At 69.9% G+C, this 13,657-nt stretch carries 14 protein-coding genes; 1 reads left to right on the top strand and 13 read right to left on the bottom strand.

The features are described from left to right. Window positions 1-61 precede the first annotated feature (61 nt). Window positions 62-577 (top strand): hypothetical protein, encoded by a 516-nt coding sequence (locus K7B10_RS37015; protein WP_229343566.1) that lies wholly within the window; start codon window positions 62-64, stop codon window positions 575-577. Window positions 578-1,063: 486 nt separating this feature from the next. Here K7B10_RS37015 and K7B10_RS37020 read toward each other — a convergent pair whose 3' ends face one another. The 13 genes from K7B10_RS37020 to K7B10_RS37080 all read right to left on the bottom strand — a co-directional run bounded on the left by K7B10_RS37020 (window position 1,064) and on the right by K7B10_RS37080 (window position 13,631). Next, the gene (locus K7B10_RS37020) at window positions 1,064-2,305 is read right to left on the bottom strand and encodes an MFS transporter (protein WP_229343568.1); all 1,242 of its coding nucleotides are present in this window, start codon (window positions 2,303-2,305) and stop codon (window positions 1,064-1,066) included. 112 nt (window positions 2,306-2,417) lie between these two features. Then, on the bottom strand, window positions 2,418-3,659 hold the full coding sequence (locus tag K7B10_RS37025; RefSeq protein WP_229343570.1) for an Nramp family divalent metal transporter: 1,242 nt from the start codon (window positions 3,657-3,659) through the stop codon (window positions 2,418-2,420). A 45-nt stretch (window positions 3,660-3,704) separates the two neighbouring features. After that, window positions 3,705-4,877: an L-2-hydroxyglutarate dehydrogenase gene (gene lhgD, locus K7B10_RS37030; protein WP_372481513.1), complete on the bottom strand. Its 1,173-nt coding sequence runs from the start codon at window positions 4,875-4,877 to the stop codon at window positions 3,705-3,707. Window positions 4,878-4,956: 79 nt separating this feature from the next. After that, window positions 4,957-5,772, bottom strand: a complete 816-nt coding sequence (locus K7B10_RS37035; protein ID WP_229343574.1) for a class I SAM-dependent DNA methyltransferase — start codon at window positions 5,770-5,772, stop codon at window positions 4,957-4,959. Between the two features lie 107 nt (window positions 5,773-5,879). Further along, complete coding sequence (locus K7B10_RS37040; protein WP_229343575.1) at window positions 5,880-6,275, bottom strand: VOC family protein; 396 nt, start codon at window positions 6,273-6,275, stop codon at window positions 5,880-5,882. Window positions 6,276-6,316: 41 nt separating this feature from the next. Further along, window positions 6,317-7,438, bottom strand: a complete 1,122-nt coding sequence (locus tag K7B10_RS37045) for an Ldh family oxidoreductase (protein WP_229343578.1) — start codon at window positions 7,436-7,438, stop codon at window positions 6,317-6,319. Window positions 7,439-7,512: 74 nt separating this feature from the next. Continuing rightward, entirely contained in the window at window positions 7,513-8,859 is a 1,347-nt protein-coding gene (locus K7B10_RS37050) for an ATP-grasp domain-containing protein (RefSeq protein WP_229343581.1), read from the bottom strand. Window positions 8,860-8,934: 75 nt separating this feature from the next. Then, window positions 8,935-10,290 (bottom strand): aspartate aminotransferase family protein, encoded by a 1,356-nt coding sequence (locus K7B10_RS37055; RefSeq protein ID WP_229343584.1) that lies wholly within the window; start codon window positions 10,288-10,290, stop codon window positions 8,935-8,937. Between the two features lies 1 nt (window position 10,291). After that, window positions 10,292-10,723: a cupin domain-containing protein gene (locus K7B10_RS37060; RefSeq protein ID WP_229343586.1), complete on the bottom strand. Its 432-nt coding sequence runs from the start codon at window positions 10,721-10,723 to the stop codon at window positions 10,292-10,294. Between the two features lie 63 nt (window positions 10,724-10,786). After that, window positions 10,787-11,242 carry a discoidin/SUN/FTP domain-containing protein gene (locus K7B10_RS37065; RefSeq protein ID WP_229343588.1) on the bottom strand — a complete coding sequence of 152 codons (456 nt, stop codon included), beginning with the start codon at window positions 11,240-11,242 and terminating at the stop codon, window positions 10,787-10,789. Window positions 11,243-11,282: 40 nt separating this feature from the next. After that, complete coding sequence (locus tag K7B10_RS37070) at window positions 11,283-11,966, bottom strand: HAD family hydrolase (RefSeq protein WP_229343590.1); 684 nt, start codon at window positions 11,964-11,966, stop codon at window positions 11,283-11,285. 58 nt (window positions 11,967-12,024) lie between these two features. Continuing rightward, entirely contained in the window at window positions 12,025-13,344 is a 1,320-nt protein-coding gene (locus K7B10_RS37075; protein WP_229343591.1) for a 3-keto-5-aminohexanoate cleavage protein, read from the bottom strand. Beyond that, complete coding sequence (locus K7B10_RS37080) at window positions 13,332-13,631, bottom strand: hypothetical protein (RefSeq protein WP_229343594.1); 300 nt, start codon at window positions 13,629-13,631, stop codon at window positions 13,332-13,334. Before K7B10_RS37080 ends, K7B10_RS37075 begins: the two co-directional genes overlap by 13 nt. Window positions 13,632-13,657 lie beyond the last annotated feature (26 nt).

Genomic DNA, 13,657 nt, shown 5'->3' on the forward strand with positions numbered 1-13,657 from the left:
GCAACTCGCAGAACCGCTCCGCGGAGATGCAGGCCCTGATCGACACACTGGAGAACTGGCCGTGACCGGCATCGAATTACTCGCCTCCTTCATCACGACCGGGCGCCTGCACGGCATCGGCATCGGCATCGGCATCGGTTCCACCCTCGCCGAGGTCGACCGGGCCCTGCCACACCCCCACCTCGACGTCGTCGGCGAGGGCGGCGTCTCCCTGCGCCGCGACTACGGGTTCGTCGAGTTCTACTTCAACCCCGGGCAGGAGTGGGTGATGTCCGGCGGCTCGATCGAGCTGCACCGCCTCGCGAACGCCCCCGAGCCGGCCGCCCGGTGGGCCGCGGGCACGGGCGTCGGGTTCGCCCCGTACACCGCGTGGGCCGAGGTACGGCATGCGCTCTCCGAGACCCCTCCGGTCCCGGAACTCACCCTCAGCGACCAGGGAGGCTTCCTGGAGTACCGGGCGGAGAAGTCCTGCGTCTCCGTACTCGTCGTGGACGACGAGGAGGAGGAAAGGGGCCATCACCCGGGCCACGGGGACGTGTGGAGCGTCAGCCTGTGGGCTCCCGTACGAGCCAGCTGACCCATCGACCGGAGTGCGTGAGGTCGGTACCCCCGCCGCTCACCCCCGTGGCCCCGGTCCGCATCGCCACCCGAGGCGACGGGCCCGGTCCGCCCACCTCGGAAGCAGTGCATCCCTTCCAGCTTCCCCCTCGGCTGCCCGGCCGGTAGGTCCGGCCGAAGACGGGGACGACGGACAGGTCGTCCCCGTCGCCGCCGGGCGGCCCATCCGGCAGTCCGTGTGATCGAAGCGCGCGGGCGTCGGCGGAAACCGTCTCCGTCAGCGGGGGGGGGAGGCCGGTTCGAGGCGCCGACGGGGCGCGAGGTCGACCGAGGAGCGGGGGGCGACGCCCTGCGGCCGGCTCGGCAAGGTGTCCGCCCACGACGGACGCGGGCGGGGTCAGAGGCGGAATCGAGACGATAGTCGCTTCGTCACGTCCACGAGCACATATCGGACCTCGATACAGGCAGGACGGCCGGAACCCCTCGCGTGCTCCGCCCCAACACCTCAGGCCGTGGCCTTGGGCTGCGCCTCCTTGTCCTCGCGCTCCGGATACTCGGTGGGTCGGTGGCGCCCCGCCCAGCGGACGGCGAGGGGGGCGGCCAGGCCGGTGAGGGCGAACAGGGCTCCCATGACGTACCAGCCGGGGCGGCCCCAGGTGATGCACAGGAAGATGATCAGGGCCGGCCCGGCGGCCTCGGCCAGGCCGGCTCCGAGCCCGAAGACACCGAGGTACTGGCCGGTGGCCCGCTCGGGCGCCAGGGCGAAGGAGACCTCGAACCCGGCGGCCGCGTGCCAGAGTTCGCCGATCGTGTGCACGGCGACCCCGGCCAGCAGGAGGGTCGCCGCGGCCCAGCCGGGGATGTCCTGGGTCAGCGAGATCAGTACGCAGGCCAGGAGGAAGGCGAAGCCGGAACGGCGGTAGGCGAGGGCGCCGGCGGCGGGTGTGTCGATACTGCGGCTTGCCCTCATCTGACAGGTGACCACGAGGACGGTGTTCAGCAGCATGGTGCCCGAGATCAGCCAGTGGGGGGCCTCGGTCGCCGCGATGAGCCACAGGGGGACGGCGACGGTCAGCACCTTGAACTGGATGGCCATGACGCCGTCCAGAACGGTGAGCGCCAGGTACGGCCGGTCCCGCAGGGCGATCCAGCGCGGACCGCCCGCGGCCTTCTCGGGTGCGACCGGCCGCAGGCGGAGCACGATCAGGGCGGAGGCCGCGAAGGCGAGCGCGTTGCCGACGACCATGAGCTGGTAGGCGCTGTGGGTGCCGACCTGCACGACCCACCCCGCGAGCACGGCGCCGATCGAGATGCCGATGTTGGTCACCGCGCGCAGGTAGGCACGGAACTCCTGCGGCCTGTCCCCGCCGTGATGGCGGATGATCGGGCTCCGGGCGGCCAGGCCCGCCCCCTTCGCCCCGGTGGCCGCGCACACCGCGATGACGAACGGCCAGAAACTGTCAGCCAGCATGAACCCGGCCGTCGCCAGGGCCTGGACGACGAGGGTGGCGGCGTAGACCCCGCGCGCGCCGCGCCGGTCCGCCAGATGGCCTACCCCGATCCCCACCGCCAGCGAGAGGACGCCGGCGATCCCGAGCCCGAGTCCCACCTGGGAGGCCGGCAGGTGGACGGCCTGGGTGAAGTACAGCACTCCCGCGGTCAGGTAGAGGCCGCTGCCGACGGTGTAGACGAAGTTCGAGGCGGCGATGGTGCGCTGCGGTCCGTGTTCCGGCAGCAGGTGGGGCATGGCGTGCTCCGCATCCTGGGAAGGCGCCCAGGGTAGGGCTTATTGCAAGCAGTTCGCAATAAGCGGGGGTGGGTGGATGCGGCCGCCGGCCGGGGCCCGTCCGCTGGGGATGTCAGCCGCATGCGATCCGGCTGACAAGGTAGAAGTTCAGACCGATGACGAGCACGGCGATGGCGGAGGCGGCTGCCGTGGTCGGGGCGCGGTTGGCCAGGGGGCCCATGACCGAACGGTCCTTGGTCAGCAGGATCAGCGGCACGAGCGCGAACGGGATTCCGAAGGACAGCACGACCTGCGACCACACCAGGGCCTGCGTCGCATCGACGCCGGCGAACAGCACGACCAGGCTCGGCAGCAAGGTGATCCCGCGCCGTACGGCGAGCGGCAGCGACCGGTCGAGGAAGCCCGACATGATCACCTGGCCCGCGTAGGTGCCGACGGACGACGAGGCGAAGCCCGAGGCCAGCAGCGCGATCGCGAAGGCGAGTGCCGCGCCTTGGCCGAGCATCTCGCCCAGACCGGCGTGCACGTCGTCGATGCTGTCCGCGGGCCGACCCGAGGGGTGGAAGAGCCGGGCCGCGATGATGAGCATCGCGGCATTGGCCAGCCCGGCCAGGCCGAGGCCCACCAGGACGTCGCGTCGCATCGATCTGACGAGGGTGTGGTGCCCGTTGCCCGGACCGCTTCCGAGGTCCCTGGTGTGCGCGCTCGTGAGACTGGAGTGCAGATAGATCACATGGGGCATGACCGTGGCGCCGAGGATTCCCGCGGCGAGCAGGACGCTCTGCGCGCCGGAGAAGCGGGGTACGGCGCCGCCCGCGATCCCGCCGAGGTCGACGCCCGCCAGTATGGTGTCGATCACGAATCCGGCGATGATCACGAAGAGCAGTCCGGCTATCGCCAGTTCGAAGCGGCGGTAGCCGCGCGACTCCAGCCCCAGCAGCGCGAAGGCGGCGGCTCCCGTGACGAGGCCGCCGATCGGCAAGGGCAGCCCGAACAACAGGTTGAGCGCGATCGCACCGCCGATCACCTCCGCAAGGTCCGTTGCGATGGCGACGAGTTCCCCCTGCACCCACAGGAGGAGGACGACGGGCCGGGGGAAACGCCTGCGACACATCTGGGGGAGGTCGCGCCCTGTGGCCAGGCCGAGTTTGGCGGACAGCATCTGCACCAGGACGGCCATGGCATTACCCGCGATGATCACCCACAGGAGCAGGTGGCCGAACTGGGAGCCGGCGGCGAAGTTGGTGGCGAAGTTCCCCGGATCCACGTAGGCGATGGCCGCCACGAATGCGGGTCCGTACATGAGCGCCCGGCGTCGGGCCGGTTTGCGGGCGGACGCGATGGTCGCCGTCACAAGTGTTCACCTCGGTCGGGGTCGTGGTGCGGGTCTGTGGAACGGTCAGTTCTCGAGGACCTGTGCGGCGATGAGCCGGGCGATCTCCAGTGCGGCGGTCGCGGCGGGGGAAGGAGCGTTGAGCACGTGCACCTGTCCACGGGCGCGGATGTGGAGGAAGTCGTCGACCAGGGTGCCGTCGGGTCGAAGGGCCTGTGCCCGCACTCCGGAGCCCGCCGGGGCGATGTCGTCCGCTCCGATGGCCGGCACGAGACGAGCGAGGCTCGCAGCGAAGCGGCGCCTGGACAGAGAGCGGACGACTTCGCCGACGGCCGTGCGCGGATAGCGCCGCGCGAGCCGCCACAGACCCGGATACCCTGCCGCGTCCACCACGTCACGAACGCGCACGTCGCGCCTTCGGTATCCCTCGCGGGCGAGCGCGAGGACGGCGTTCGGCCCCGCATGGACGGTCCCGTCCAGCATCCGGGTCAGGTGGACGCCGAGGAACGGCAGGGTCGGGTCCGGTACCGGATAGACCAGGCCGCGTACCAAATGTCGGGCGCCGGGCCGCAGCTGGAAGTACTCGCCTCGGAAGGGGACGATCTGCGCCGGCGGCCGCAGTCCGGCCATCGCGGCGATGCGGTCCGCCTGCAGGCCGGCGCAGTTGACCAGTCGGCCGGCGCGGATCACGCCGTCGGGGGTGGCGACCTCGGTGACGGTGCCCCGTTGGCGGATGCCCAGCACCTGGGTGTCCAGCCGCAGGTCGGCGCCGGCCGCGGTGAGCTCTTCGACGAGGCGTGCGCAGACGCCGGGGAAGTCGATCGAAGCGGTGGACCGGACGTGGAGTGCTTGAAGGCAGGCGACATGCGGCTCGATCCCGCGCGCCTCCTGGGGGCCGATCAGTCGGGCCGGGACGCCGTTGGCCCGGGCCCGGTTCGCGAGCTCGTGCAGGCCGGGTAGTTCGCCGGCGGAGGTGGCCACGATGAGCTTGCCGCAGACATCCACCGCGATGCCGTGGTCCCGGGCGTAGGCGACGATGGACCGGTTGCCGGCGACCGCGAGCCGCGCCTTCGCCGAACCGGGGGTGTAGTAGACGCCGGCGTGCGCGACCTGGGAGTTGTGGCCGGTCTGGTGTGCGGCCCAGTTGCTCTCCTTCTCGCAGAGGATGACGTGGGATCCGCGGGCGGTCAGTTCGCGGGCGACGGCGAGTCCGACGATCCCGCCTCCGATGACCACCACGTTCGGTCGTGACGGCCGTGATGCGGGAAAGGATGATCCAGTGAAGGTGTCCATGGCACGGTTCCGGTTCTTCGCCCGCTCACGCGGCCCGGGCCACGACGACCGGCTGGTAGTAGCTGCTCCGCTGTCCGGGTGCCATTCCTTGGGGGTCCTGGTGGTCGGGGAAGAACCACCGGACGTCGGCGAAGCCCGTCGCTTTCAGGGCTGCGTCGAATTCGGCCCGGCGCAGGGCGCGGTAGTCGATGGTGCGCACCGTGGTGTCCCAGCCCTCCCGGTTCCGCTTCTTGAGCAGCATGATGTGGTGCGCCGTCAAGGTCCGGCGGTCCTGCGCCCAGTCCCACGCCTGAACGACGATGCTGCGGTCGTCTCCGCTGCCGAACATCTCCGGGGCCAGTCCCTGGACGTTGTCGTCCGCGAGCCGGTCGTAGTCCCGGATGGTCGCGAGGAACACTCCGCCGGGGCGCAGACAGCGGTGTGCCGAGGTCAGCGCCTGCCTCAGGTCTTCGTCGGTGAGCAGGTGCGTCAGCGAATTGCTGCCCGAAATGGCGGCGTCGTAGTCGCGGCCCCCGTGGTCGGCGATCCGGCGCACGTCATGGGTGACCAACTCGACGTCCAGCCCACGGGCCGCGGCTTCCTGGCGCGCCCGCTGGACGGCACGCCCGCTGAGGTCCGAGCCGGTCACCCGGTAGCCCTTCGCGGCCAGGGGCAATGCCTGTGTGCCGATGCCGCAGGTGACGTCGAGGACCTTGGCGGGAGGATCGACTCCCTCGGTGGCCAGCAGCCCGGCGAGGACCTCGGTGTAGTCGGTGGCGAAGGCCCACCAGTCGTCGTACATGCGGTGGTAGTTCTCGGCCAGGCCGTCGTAGAAGTCCGCGTTCGGGTCGTGCTGCGACATCTTCGTCTCCGTGGGGGGGTCCGGTTCACCGTGCGGATGGAGGGCGGGGCCGGCACGCGACGTCGGCCGGACGTCGCGTGCCGTGGCACCGCGTGGGGCGTCCGGTATCAGCGCTCGATGTGGTTGCTGAGTTCGAGCAGGTTCCCGTCCGGGTCGCGGACGTACACGCTGTTGATCGGGCCGAGTACGCCCACCCTCTCGACGGGACCGGACTCGATCACGGCGCCTTCCGCCTCCATGTGGGATATGACCTCCTCGATGGGGTCGGTCACGATGAAGCAGAGGTGCTCGGTGCCCGGCCCGGGGTTCTGGGCGTGCGGGGCGATCTCCTTGCCGACTTCGTGCAGGTTGATCTTGGTGTCGCCGAACCGCAGAGCCTTGCGGTTGTCGACGAGCATGCTGAAGGTGATGACTTCCATGCCGAGCACCCGGCTGTAGAAGTCCACGGTGGCGTCGATGTCGTTGACGGTCAGGACGGTGTGGTCGAGTCGCTCGTACTTCACGGGGTTGTCTCCTGAGTGGGTGAGGGAGCGTTGGGGAGCCGTCAGGTCTCGTACGTCAGGGCGCGGACGGGGGCGATGCCGACGAACGCTGCGATGTCGTCGAGATCGGCCACGACGGATTCCAGGACGGGGATTCCGTGCGCCTGGCGCGCCGCGGTGAGCGCCCCGCGCCGGTCTCCCGGAAGGCGGACCCGGTCCTGCGGATCGGCCGGTGTGCCGTCGCGGACTTCCTGGGCCAGCCGGTCGACGCCGGCACGGATGACTTCCGGATCGCCGAGTGCGTCGAGGCCGATGCAGAACACGAAGTGGCCGAGGCCTCCTTCGCCGCCCTGATAGGTGTGGCGGCTCCACTGCGCGCCGGCCAGCGGTCCGCAGAGCAGCTCGATGAAGAGGGCCAGGGCCGACCCCTTGTGGCCACCGTGGTCCTTGTCCCCGCCGCCCAGCGGCAGCAGCGCGTACCCCTTGCGGTGGATGAGGCCTTGGACGGTCTCGGGGATGTCGGTGGTGGGCCGGCCGTCCGGTCCCAGGGCCCAGCCGGTGGGCATCGGCTTGCCGAGGCGGTCCAGCTGCTCCAGCTTGCCGCGGGAGACGGTGCTGGTCGCACCGTCGAAGCAGAGGGTGCCCCGGGCGGTGGGTACGGCGTAGCAGAAGGGGTTGGTGCCGAACATGGGCTCGTTGGTGCCCATCGGGGCCACTTGGGGCACCGCGTTGGTGGAGACCATCGCGAGCATCCCGGCCCGGGCTGCCCGTTCGGCGAACCATCCGGCGATGCCCATGTGGTTGGAACGCCGGACCATCACCGCCGAGGTGCCGATCCGGCTCGCCCGGTCGACGGCGAGGTCGACGGCCGTGCGCAGGGCCGGCTGTCCCAGGCCGTTGTGTGCGTCCAGGACGCATACGCTGCCCTTGTCGGAGATGATCTCCGGCACGGCGTTCCGGTTGATGTCACCGCCGTGCAGCCCCTCGACGTAGCGGCGCAGCCGGGCGACCCCGTGGCTGTCCACTCCGCCCAGGTCCGCGGCGACGAGTACCTCCGCCGTGACGACTGCGTCGTCGTGGCGTGCACCCGCGGCGCGCAATGCCTCGGTGGTGAATCTCGTGAGTTCGGCGGCGTCGATCAGCCGCCTCCACCCCTCGTGGTGCTGCTCGGGGGCAGATGTCATGCTGGACCTCCTCTGTGTCCCGTGGGACCGGTACCTCGGGCACCGGTCCCACGAGCCGGTCCGGGCCTGCGCGGTCAGCCTGCGGCCGGCTCGGTCTCGATCGTGACGGCTCGGCGTACCCGCGCTTCCTCGGCGTCGATGTCGCCGTCGGCCGGTACGTCGAAGATCGCCGTGACGGCCCGGTTCGAGGACTCGGTGAGGCGCTCCAGCCGGAAGCCGCGCGGCTTGATCACGAACAGCTCGTGCACCGTGGCCGGGGCGTGCTCGTCGACCGCCGCCAGCTCCGGCCAGATGCCGGTGGTGTCCGCCAGCCAGCGCGGCGTGATCCCTTCCAGTCCCTCGGCCTTGACGTCGCGAAGCGTGCCCGGCGTGTGCTCGAAGTAGACCTGGCGTGCGCGGCGCCGGAAATGCGCCGGGTACTGGGTCGGCCGGCCCATGGCGATGTCGATGAGAACGGGCTCGATGGGGCTCCCGGTGGACAGGTGGTACAGGTGGAGGCATCCGTCTCCCGGCGCACGCGCCGCGATCTCCATCAGCACCACCCGGCCGTCGTCGGTGATGCGGTACTCCGCGTGCGCGTAGCCGTTCTCGAACTCAAGCCTCTCCACCACACCGAGCTGGGCCTCGGTGATCAGAGCCGTCTCGCGCTCGTCGAGGTTGGCGGGCGGGGTGGTGTGGATGAGCTCGACGAAGAACTCGGTCGAGTCCTCGTTGGTGCCCTTCTGGGTGAGCAGGGTGACGATCGGTTTGCCGTCGCTGACCAGGGTGTCGACGTTGTACTCGCGCCCGGTGACCCTCTCCTCGACCAGCAGGCGGTTGCCGGCCTTCAGGTCGGCGACGGCGTCGATCAGCGCCTCACGGTCCTCCACCACGCGCACCCCGATGCTGGACTCCCGGTCGAGCGGCTTGATCGCCACGGGGAACGGGCCGTCGTACTCCGCGGCGAGCAGGACTGCCTGGGCGCGGTCCGCGATGCCTTCCGCGGGCGTGGTGACCAGGACGGAGGTGGGGCTCCACTGGTCCAGGTAGCGGCGCTGGAGGAGCTTGTTGCGGCATACCGTCGAGGCCCGCCAGCCCGGATTCGGCAGGCCGAGCATGTCGGAGACGACCTGGCCGGCGTCCACGTAGACCTCGGCATTGACGAGCACGCCGCGTACGTCGTATTGCCGGGCCCAGCGTGAGGCCTGGTCGGCGATGCCGCTGATGTCCGTGGCGTCGCGCAGGCTGACCTCGTCGAGATCGGCGAACGGGTGGCCCGGCGTTCCGAGCAGCTCGATGCCCTTCTGCACCATGGCGGACCCCTGCCGCTGGGAGACGGCGAGGACGGCGAGGCCGCGCGCCCGCAGTTCGGTCAGGGACGGGCCGATCTTGGAGAGGTCGCTGAAGATGATGAAAGCCGGCTGCTGTGCGGCTGCACCCACGGGAATGCACATCCCTTTCGTCGTCGAATCGGCGTGGAATCAGGGGATCGGGAAATCAGTGGACCGGTCGCGGCGTCAGCTGCACTGGGCGGCATCGGCGGCTGCGTTGAACAGCGCGAGCGACTCTGCGAGTTCGTCCTCGGAGGTGGTGACCGGCGGCATGATCTTGAGCATGGCGCCGCCGAGGGTGGACGGTACGCAGACGAGCAGACCGCGCTCGATGCACTCCGCGGCCAGCCGCTGGGAGGCGCCCGGATCGAGCGCACCGTCCTCACTGGTGCAGGCGACACCGGCGATCAGACCCATCGTCCCGATGATCCGGCGGCGGGCCGGAAGGCGGGCAGCCCAGTCCGCCAGCCCCTCGGCGAGCTGACGCCCGCGCCGGGCAGCCTCGGCGACGATGCGACCGTCGGCGTAGAGGGCGAGGTTCGCCTCTGCGGCGGCGAGCGAGATCGGGTTGCCACTGTGCGTGCTGGTCAGCTCTCCGGGACGGACGTTCGCCGCGAAGCGCTCGTCGCCGATGAGAACCGCCGAGATCGGCAGCGAGCCGGACAGGCCCTTGGCCACCAGCAGGAGGTCGGGCCGGACCCCGATGTGCTCGTAGGCGAAGAGCGCACCGGTGCGGCCGAAGCCGGACTGGATCTCATCGAAGATCAGCAGGGCGCCGTGGCGCGTGCACCACTCGCGCAGGGCTCGCGCGGCCTCGGGATCGATCTGCCGCAAGGTGGACCCCTGGTAGATCTCGCCCACCACACAGGCAACGTCCTCGGGACCGGCACCGGCCTTGCGCAGGGCGTCCTCGATGACCTCCGTGTTCCATCCCTCGCCGCGCCCCGGATAGGGGACGCGTACGAACACCTCGTCGAGTTCCGGTGCCCAGTCGCGCTGTGCGGGCAGGCCCCCGGAGAGCTGAGCGCCCAGGGTGCGCCCGTGGAAGGCGCCCTCGAAGCTGACGACGACGGACGGGCGGGCGGCGGCCGATCGCGGCCGGCGGGCCATCGCGTGCCGGCTGGAGATCTTCAGAGCTCCTTCGACCGCCTCGGCCCCCGTGGTGTACAGGACCGACTGGGGAAAGCCCGTCAGTTCCGACAGGGCGCGGACCGTACGAGCCCGTACCCGGGTGGGGAACATGTAGGCGTGCAACAGCCCTTGGCGGGCCTGCTCGGTGATCGCGTCGACCACCTCGGCGCGGGCGTGCCCGGCATTCGCGGTGAGGATTCCGCTCGTCCAGTCCAGCCAGGAGCGGCCCTCGCGGTTGTAGACGCGGCTGCCGGCGGCACGGTCCCACACCACCGGGTGCTGGGTGTGCATGGTGGCCGGCTCATGGCGCCTCAGTGTCTCGACCACCCATGCGTCGCCCTCGCCCCCCTCCTGCACCGGACTTGCGTGGGTGGGGCCGAGGAAGGCCGGGCTCTCGTGCGTGGCCGTCATGTCAGCGGACCGTCCAGGCCGTGCCGCTGGTGTCCGACGCGGTCACCGCGACGGCCACCAACTGCTCCTCGCCGGTATTGACCAGCCCGTAGAAGAGACCTGCCGGTGCCACGCAGACCATGCCGGGCTTGACCGCGGACCGGCTGGGCTCGGGCAGCGGCCGCTTCGGCGGTGCGTCGAGGGGGTAGTGCGCGGAGGGCACGTAGGCCCCGGCCGCCTCGGGCTCCTGCTTGTCGAAGGCCTGGAACTCGCCCTCGCCCTGGAGTATCAGGAACATTCCGTCGGCCTGCGGGTGCATACGGGCCGAGATGTCCTGCCCCGGGCTGAGCCGCCAGGCGGAGGCCTGCATCCGCTCGCTCGCCCACAGGCCGAGCTTGCGCGGCACGGGGTCGGAAACAGGCTCCGTCGGCACGGAAACGGCGCGAACCACCATGGTGTTTTCCCTTCTCGAAGACTTGTGTCGTTGTGACGGCGAATCCCGGACGAGCCCGCCCGGCTACGCTTCGAGGAACTGCATCTGCATGATCTGGGTGAAGTACTTGCCGCTGGGGCGGATGGCCACCCCGGCGGTTTCCACCCGGATGCGCCGGGTCGCCACCGGCTCGAGGTCGCCTTCGAACCATTCGCCGGCCTCGACGTGGATGTTCTCGGTGTCCAGCACCGTCTTCTCGCCGCCCTGCTCGGGGTAGACGATGACGCGCAGTCCGACGGGGAACCCCGTCTTGATCACAGGGACCGGACGCCGCTGCAGGCGGATCTTCAGCGGGACGTGCACATCGCCGAGATCGATGTCCAGGAACTCGGGCTGGGAAGCGTTGCGGCTCGCCGAACCCCAGCCGGTGTAGGGGCTCCCGTCGAAAAGGAACTGCTCGTTCCAGAAGTCGTACCGGTGGCACCCGGAGGAGTCGGTGACGAAGCAACCTTCGATGAGACGCAGCTGATTGACGGTCATGACGGTGGGTTCTTCCTTTCTGGAGGGGACGTTTTCGGATCTACGCGCGGGCCGCGCCGAGTTCCTCGAGCGCGCGGGGCACCCCGGCGAGGCCGTCGAGCACGACGTCCGCCTCGGCGCGGGCCGATTCGGTGTGCGCAAGCCCACGGTCGAGGAGGATGGTCGCCATCCCCACGCCCCGGGCCCCTGCCAGCTCGTGATGCTGGCCGTCGCCGACGAAAGCGCAGGACTCGGCCGAGACACCAAGCTGATCGGTGGCGTGGAGGTAGATTCCCGGGTGCGGCTTGAGGGTCTTGACCCGGTGGGAGAAAACGGTGATGTCGAAGTACTCCCGGAGCCGGAGGTGGTCGAAAATCCATTCGGCGTGGTCGGAGGCGTTCGAGACCAGGGCAAGTGCAAGCCCCCGCTCGCGCAGCCCGCTCAACAACGCGACCGCCTGATCATCGACCTCGAAGCTCGCCGCCATGCCGGGGAAGTGACGCGTGACGGCGGCACGCACCGCGTCCGGGGAGCAGTGAACGCCAGTGGCCTTGGCGGCCAGCGATATCCGCTCCACGATCCCCGGAACGATCCCCGCCATCGTCTCGTCGTGCAGCTTGTCGTACTCCGGCTTCCAGGCCTTCAGGTCCAGGCCGAGCTCTTGTCCGACGTCGCGGAAGAAGGGATTGCCCGGGGACCTGTGCACGAGTGTCGAGAAGAGGTCGAAGCAAACCCCTTGGAACATGCGAATCGTTCTGTCCTCCAGATGAGGGTCGACATGCGTCGACGGGACGGATGAGCCATCAGATCGACTGCAGGGCCCTGTCGTCCTGAGGGTCCGCGTGCCGGCCGAGCGGCCGCTGGCGCTGCTCGAAGAGGAGACTGCGCTTGACCCAGTTGAGGCCCATGCGGTCGAAGATCACGTCGTGGTCGGTCTCGACCCGCGCTCCGTTCGCGGCCATCTCGCCCAGGACGATCTCGGCGAGGCCGCAGTTGTCGGCCAGCCGAAGCTCCCCGTCGCGTTCATCCCGCACGGTGACGGCGTACGGCGTGTCCTCCATGCCGAACCGCAGCACGTCCACCCCGCTGTCCGGCTGGGCTGCATACGTGGCAAGTCGGCGCAGGGCGCACGCCGCCCGGCCACGCCGTGCGCCCACGTCCAGTCGCGCGACGTGCCGGCCGGCCTGCTCCGGCAGTACGGCGGCGCCCACCGTGATGGTCACGTGGCGCTTCTTCACCCCTGGCGCGGCGAGGTCGTACTCCAGCTTCCGCGCGGTGTCCACGACCCGCTTGAACTCGGCGTAACTCTTCGGGAAGGGAAGGCGCGGCGAGAATCCGAACAGCAGGGTGATGTTCAGCTGGCCGCTGCCGCCCAGCCGTATGCCGGGGTGCTCGACCGCGTACCGGCTCATCGCGTAGCTTCGGGGAAACTGAACCCACTCGACTTCGTGGAAGAGGCCGAGCCGCTTCCGGGCCTGAATCGCGCTCCGGTAGACCTCGAACTGAATCAGGGGCGAAGTCCGTCCGTAGTCCGCCCCGTTGCTCGTGGAGTACGTTTCCAGACTGGTCGTCGTCAGGCGGTCTGACGGCTCGTAGTCAGCCACGATCTTCGCGAACCGCTCACTGTCGACGAAGTCCAGGCTCAGGTCTCCGTACCGGCGCTCCACCTCGCACATCAGCTGCAGTTCGACGGCGGCCTGAACGGTCACGAAGTGCGCGCCCCCGAGGTGGAGCGGAATGCTGCTCTGACTGATGCGCTCCCACTCGCCGAATCTCTGAATGCTTTCCCGAACCTCGGGACCGTTCCGGCTCGCGCCGAAGCTGATCAGCATTTCCTTGCAGCGGCGCTGCAGCGGGCGGCTTATCTGCTGATAGATCTCGTTGCTCGTGGACTGCTCGTGCGTTTCCGGATTCCTCGCATGGTAGTGGTAGTAACGGCACCCCATACCATAGAGGGCCTCCGCTTCAGCGATCAGGGCAAGCGGCGAATTCTTGATGGTGCTGCCGGTGCTGATCTGGTCGAGGAGTACGTCTCCAGTCGCCCGATGGTTGCCGGGCGTGAATTTGGCGCCAGTGGATGCACACCCGAGTATGAGGCTCTTTTCACCTGTTACGGCTTCCATTTTTCCCCAAGGTGTTGCTGCTCATGGGCCGCCAGCAGCCGGCCAACCCAACCGCGCAGTGCCGGGGTGGCCAGCACGGCGTCCACCACGTCCGAGACCTCCTCGGGGGAGGTCTCGGCGGGCGGGGTCAGGGCGAGCGTCGCGGAGCCGCGGGTGCAGCTGAGGAGCGAGGCGCCCCAGTGCGCGGGCAGGCCCGCGATCAGCCGTACTGCGGCGGTCTCCGGCGCGGCTCCGCCGGCTCTGCTGATGCGCAGCCAGTACGTGGTGCACATGGTGGATTCCCCCATCCTGCGGCGGGATCCCCCACGGGCCG

The organism is Streptomyces flavotricini, assembly GCF_020639365.1.
Classification (GTDB): domain Bacteria; phylum Actinomycetota; class Actinomycetes; order Streptomycetales; family Streptomycetaceae; genus Streptomyces; species Streptomyces flavotricini.

Coding starts and splice junctions, on each gene's coding strand:
- K7B10_RS37020 (WP_229343568.1), bottom strand. CDS start 2,305: ATGCCCCACCTGCTGCCGGAACACGGACCGCAGCGCACCATCGCCGCC.
- K7B10_RS37035 (WP_229343574.1), bottom strand. CDS start 5,772: ATGTCGCAGCACGACCCGAACGCGGACTTCTACGACGGCCTGGCCGAG.
- K7B10_RS37045 (WP_229343578.1), bottom strand. CDS start 7,438: ATGACATCTGCCCCCGAGCAGCACCACGAGGGGTGGAGGCGGCTGATC.
- K7B10_RS37055 (WP_229343584.1), bottom strand. CDS start 10,290: ATGACGGCCACGCACGAGAGCCCGGCCTTCCTCGGCCCCACCCACGCA.
- K7B10_RS37060 (WP_229343586.1), bottom strand. CDS start 10,723: ATGGTGGTTCGCGCCGTTTCCGTGCCGACGGAGCCTGTTTCCGACCCC.
- K7B10_RS37065 (WP_229343588.1), bottom strand. CDS start 11,242: ATGACCGTCAATCAGCTGCGTCTCATCGAAGGTTGCTTCGTCACCGAC.
- K7B10_RS37070 (WP_229343590.1), bottom strand. CDS start 11,966: ATGTTCCAAGGGGTTTGCTTCGACCTCTTCTCGACACTCGTGCACAGG.
- K7B10_RS37075 (WP_229343591.1), bottom strand. CDS start 13,344: ATGGAAGCCGTAACAGGTGAAAAGAGCCTCATACTCGGGTGTGCATCC.
- K7B10_RS37080 (WP_229343594.1), bottom strand. CDS start 13,631: ATGGGGGAATCCACCATGTGCACCACGTACTGGCTGCGCATCAGCAGA.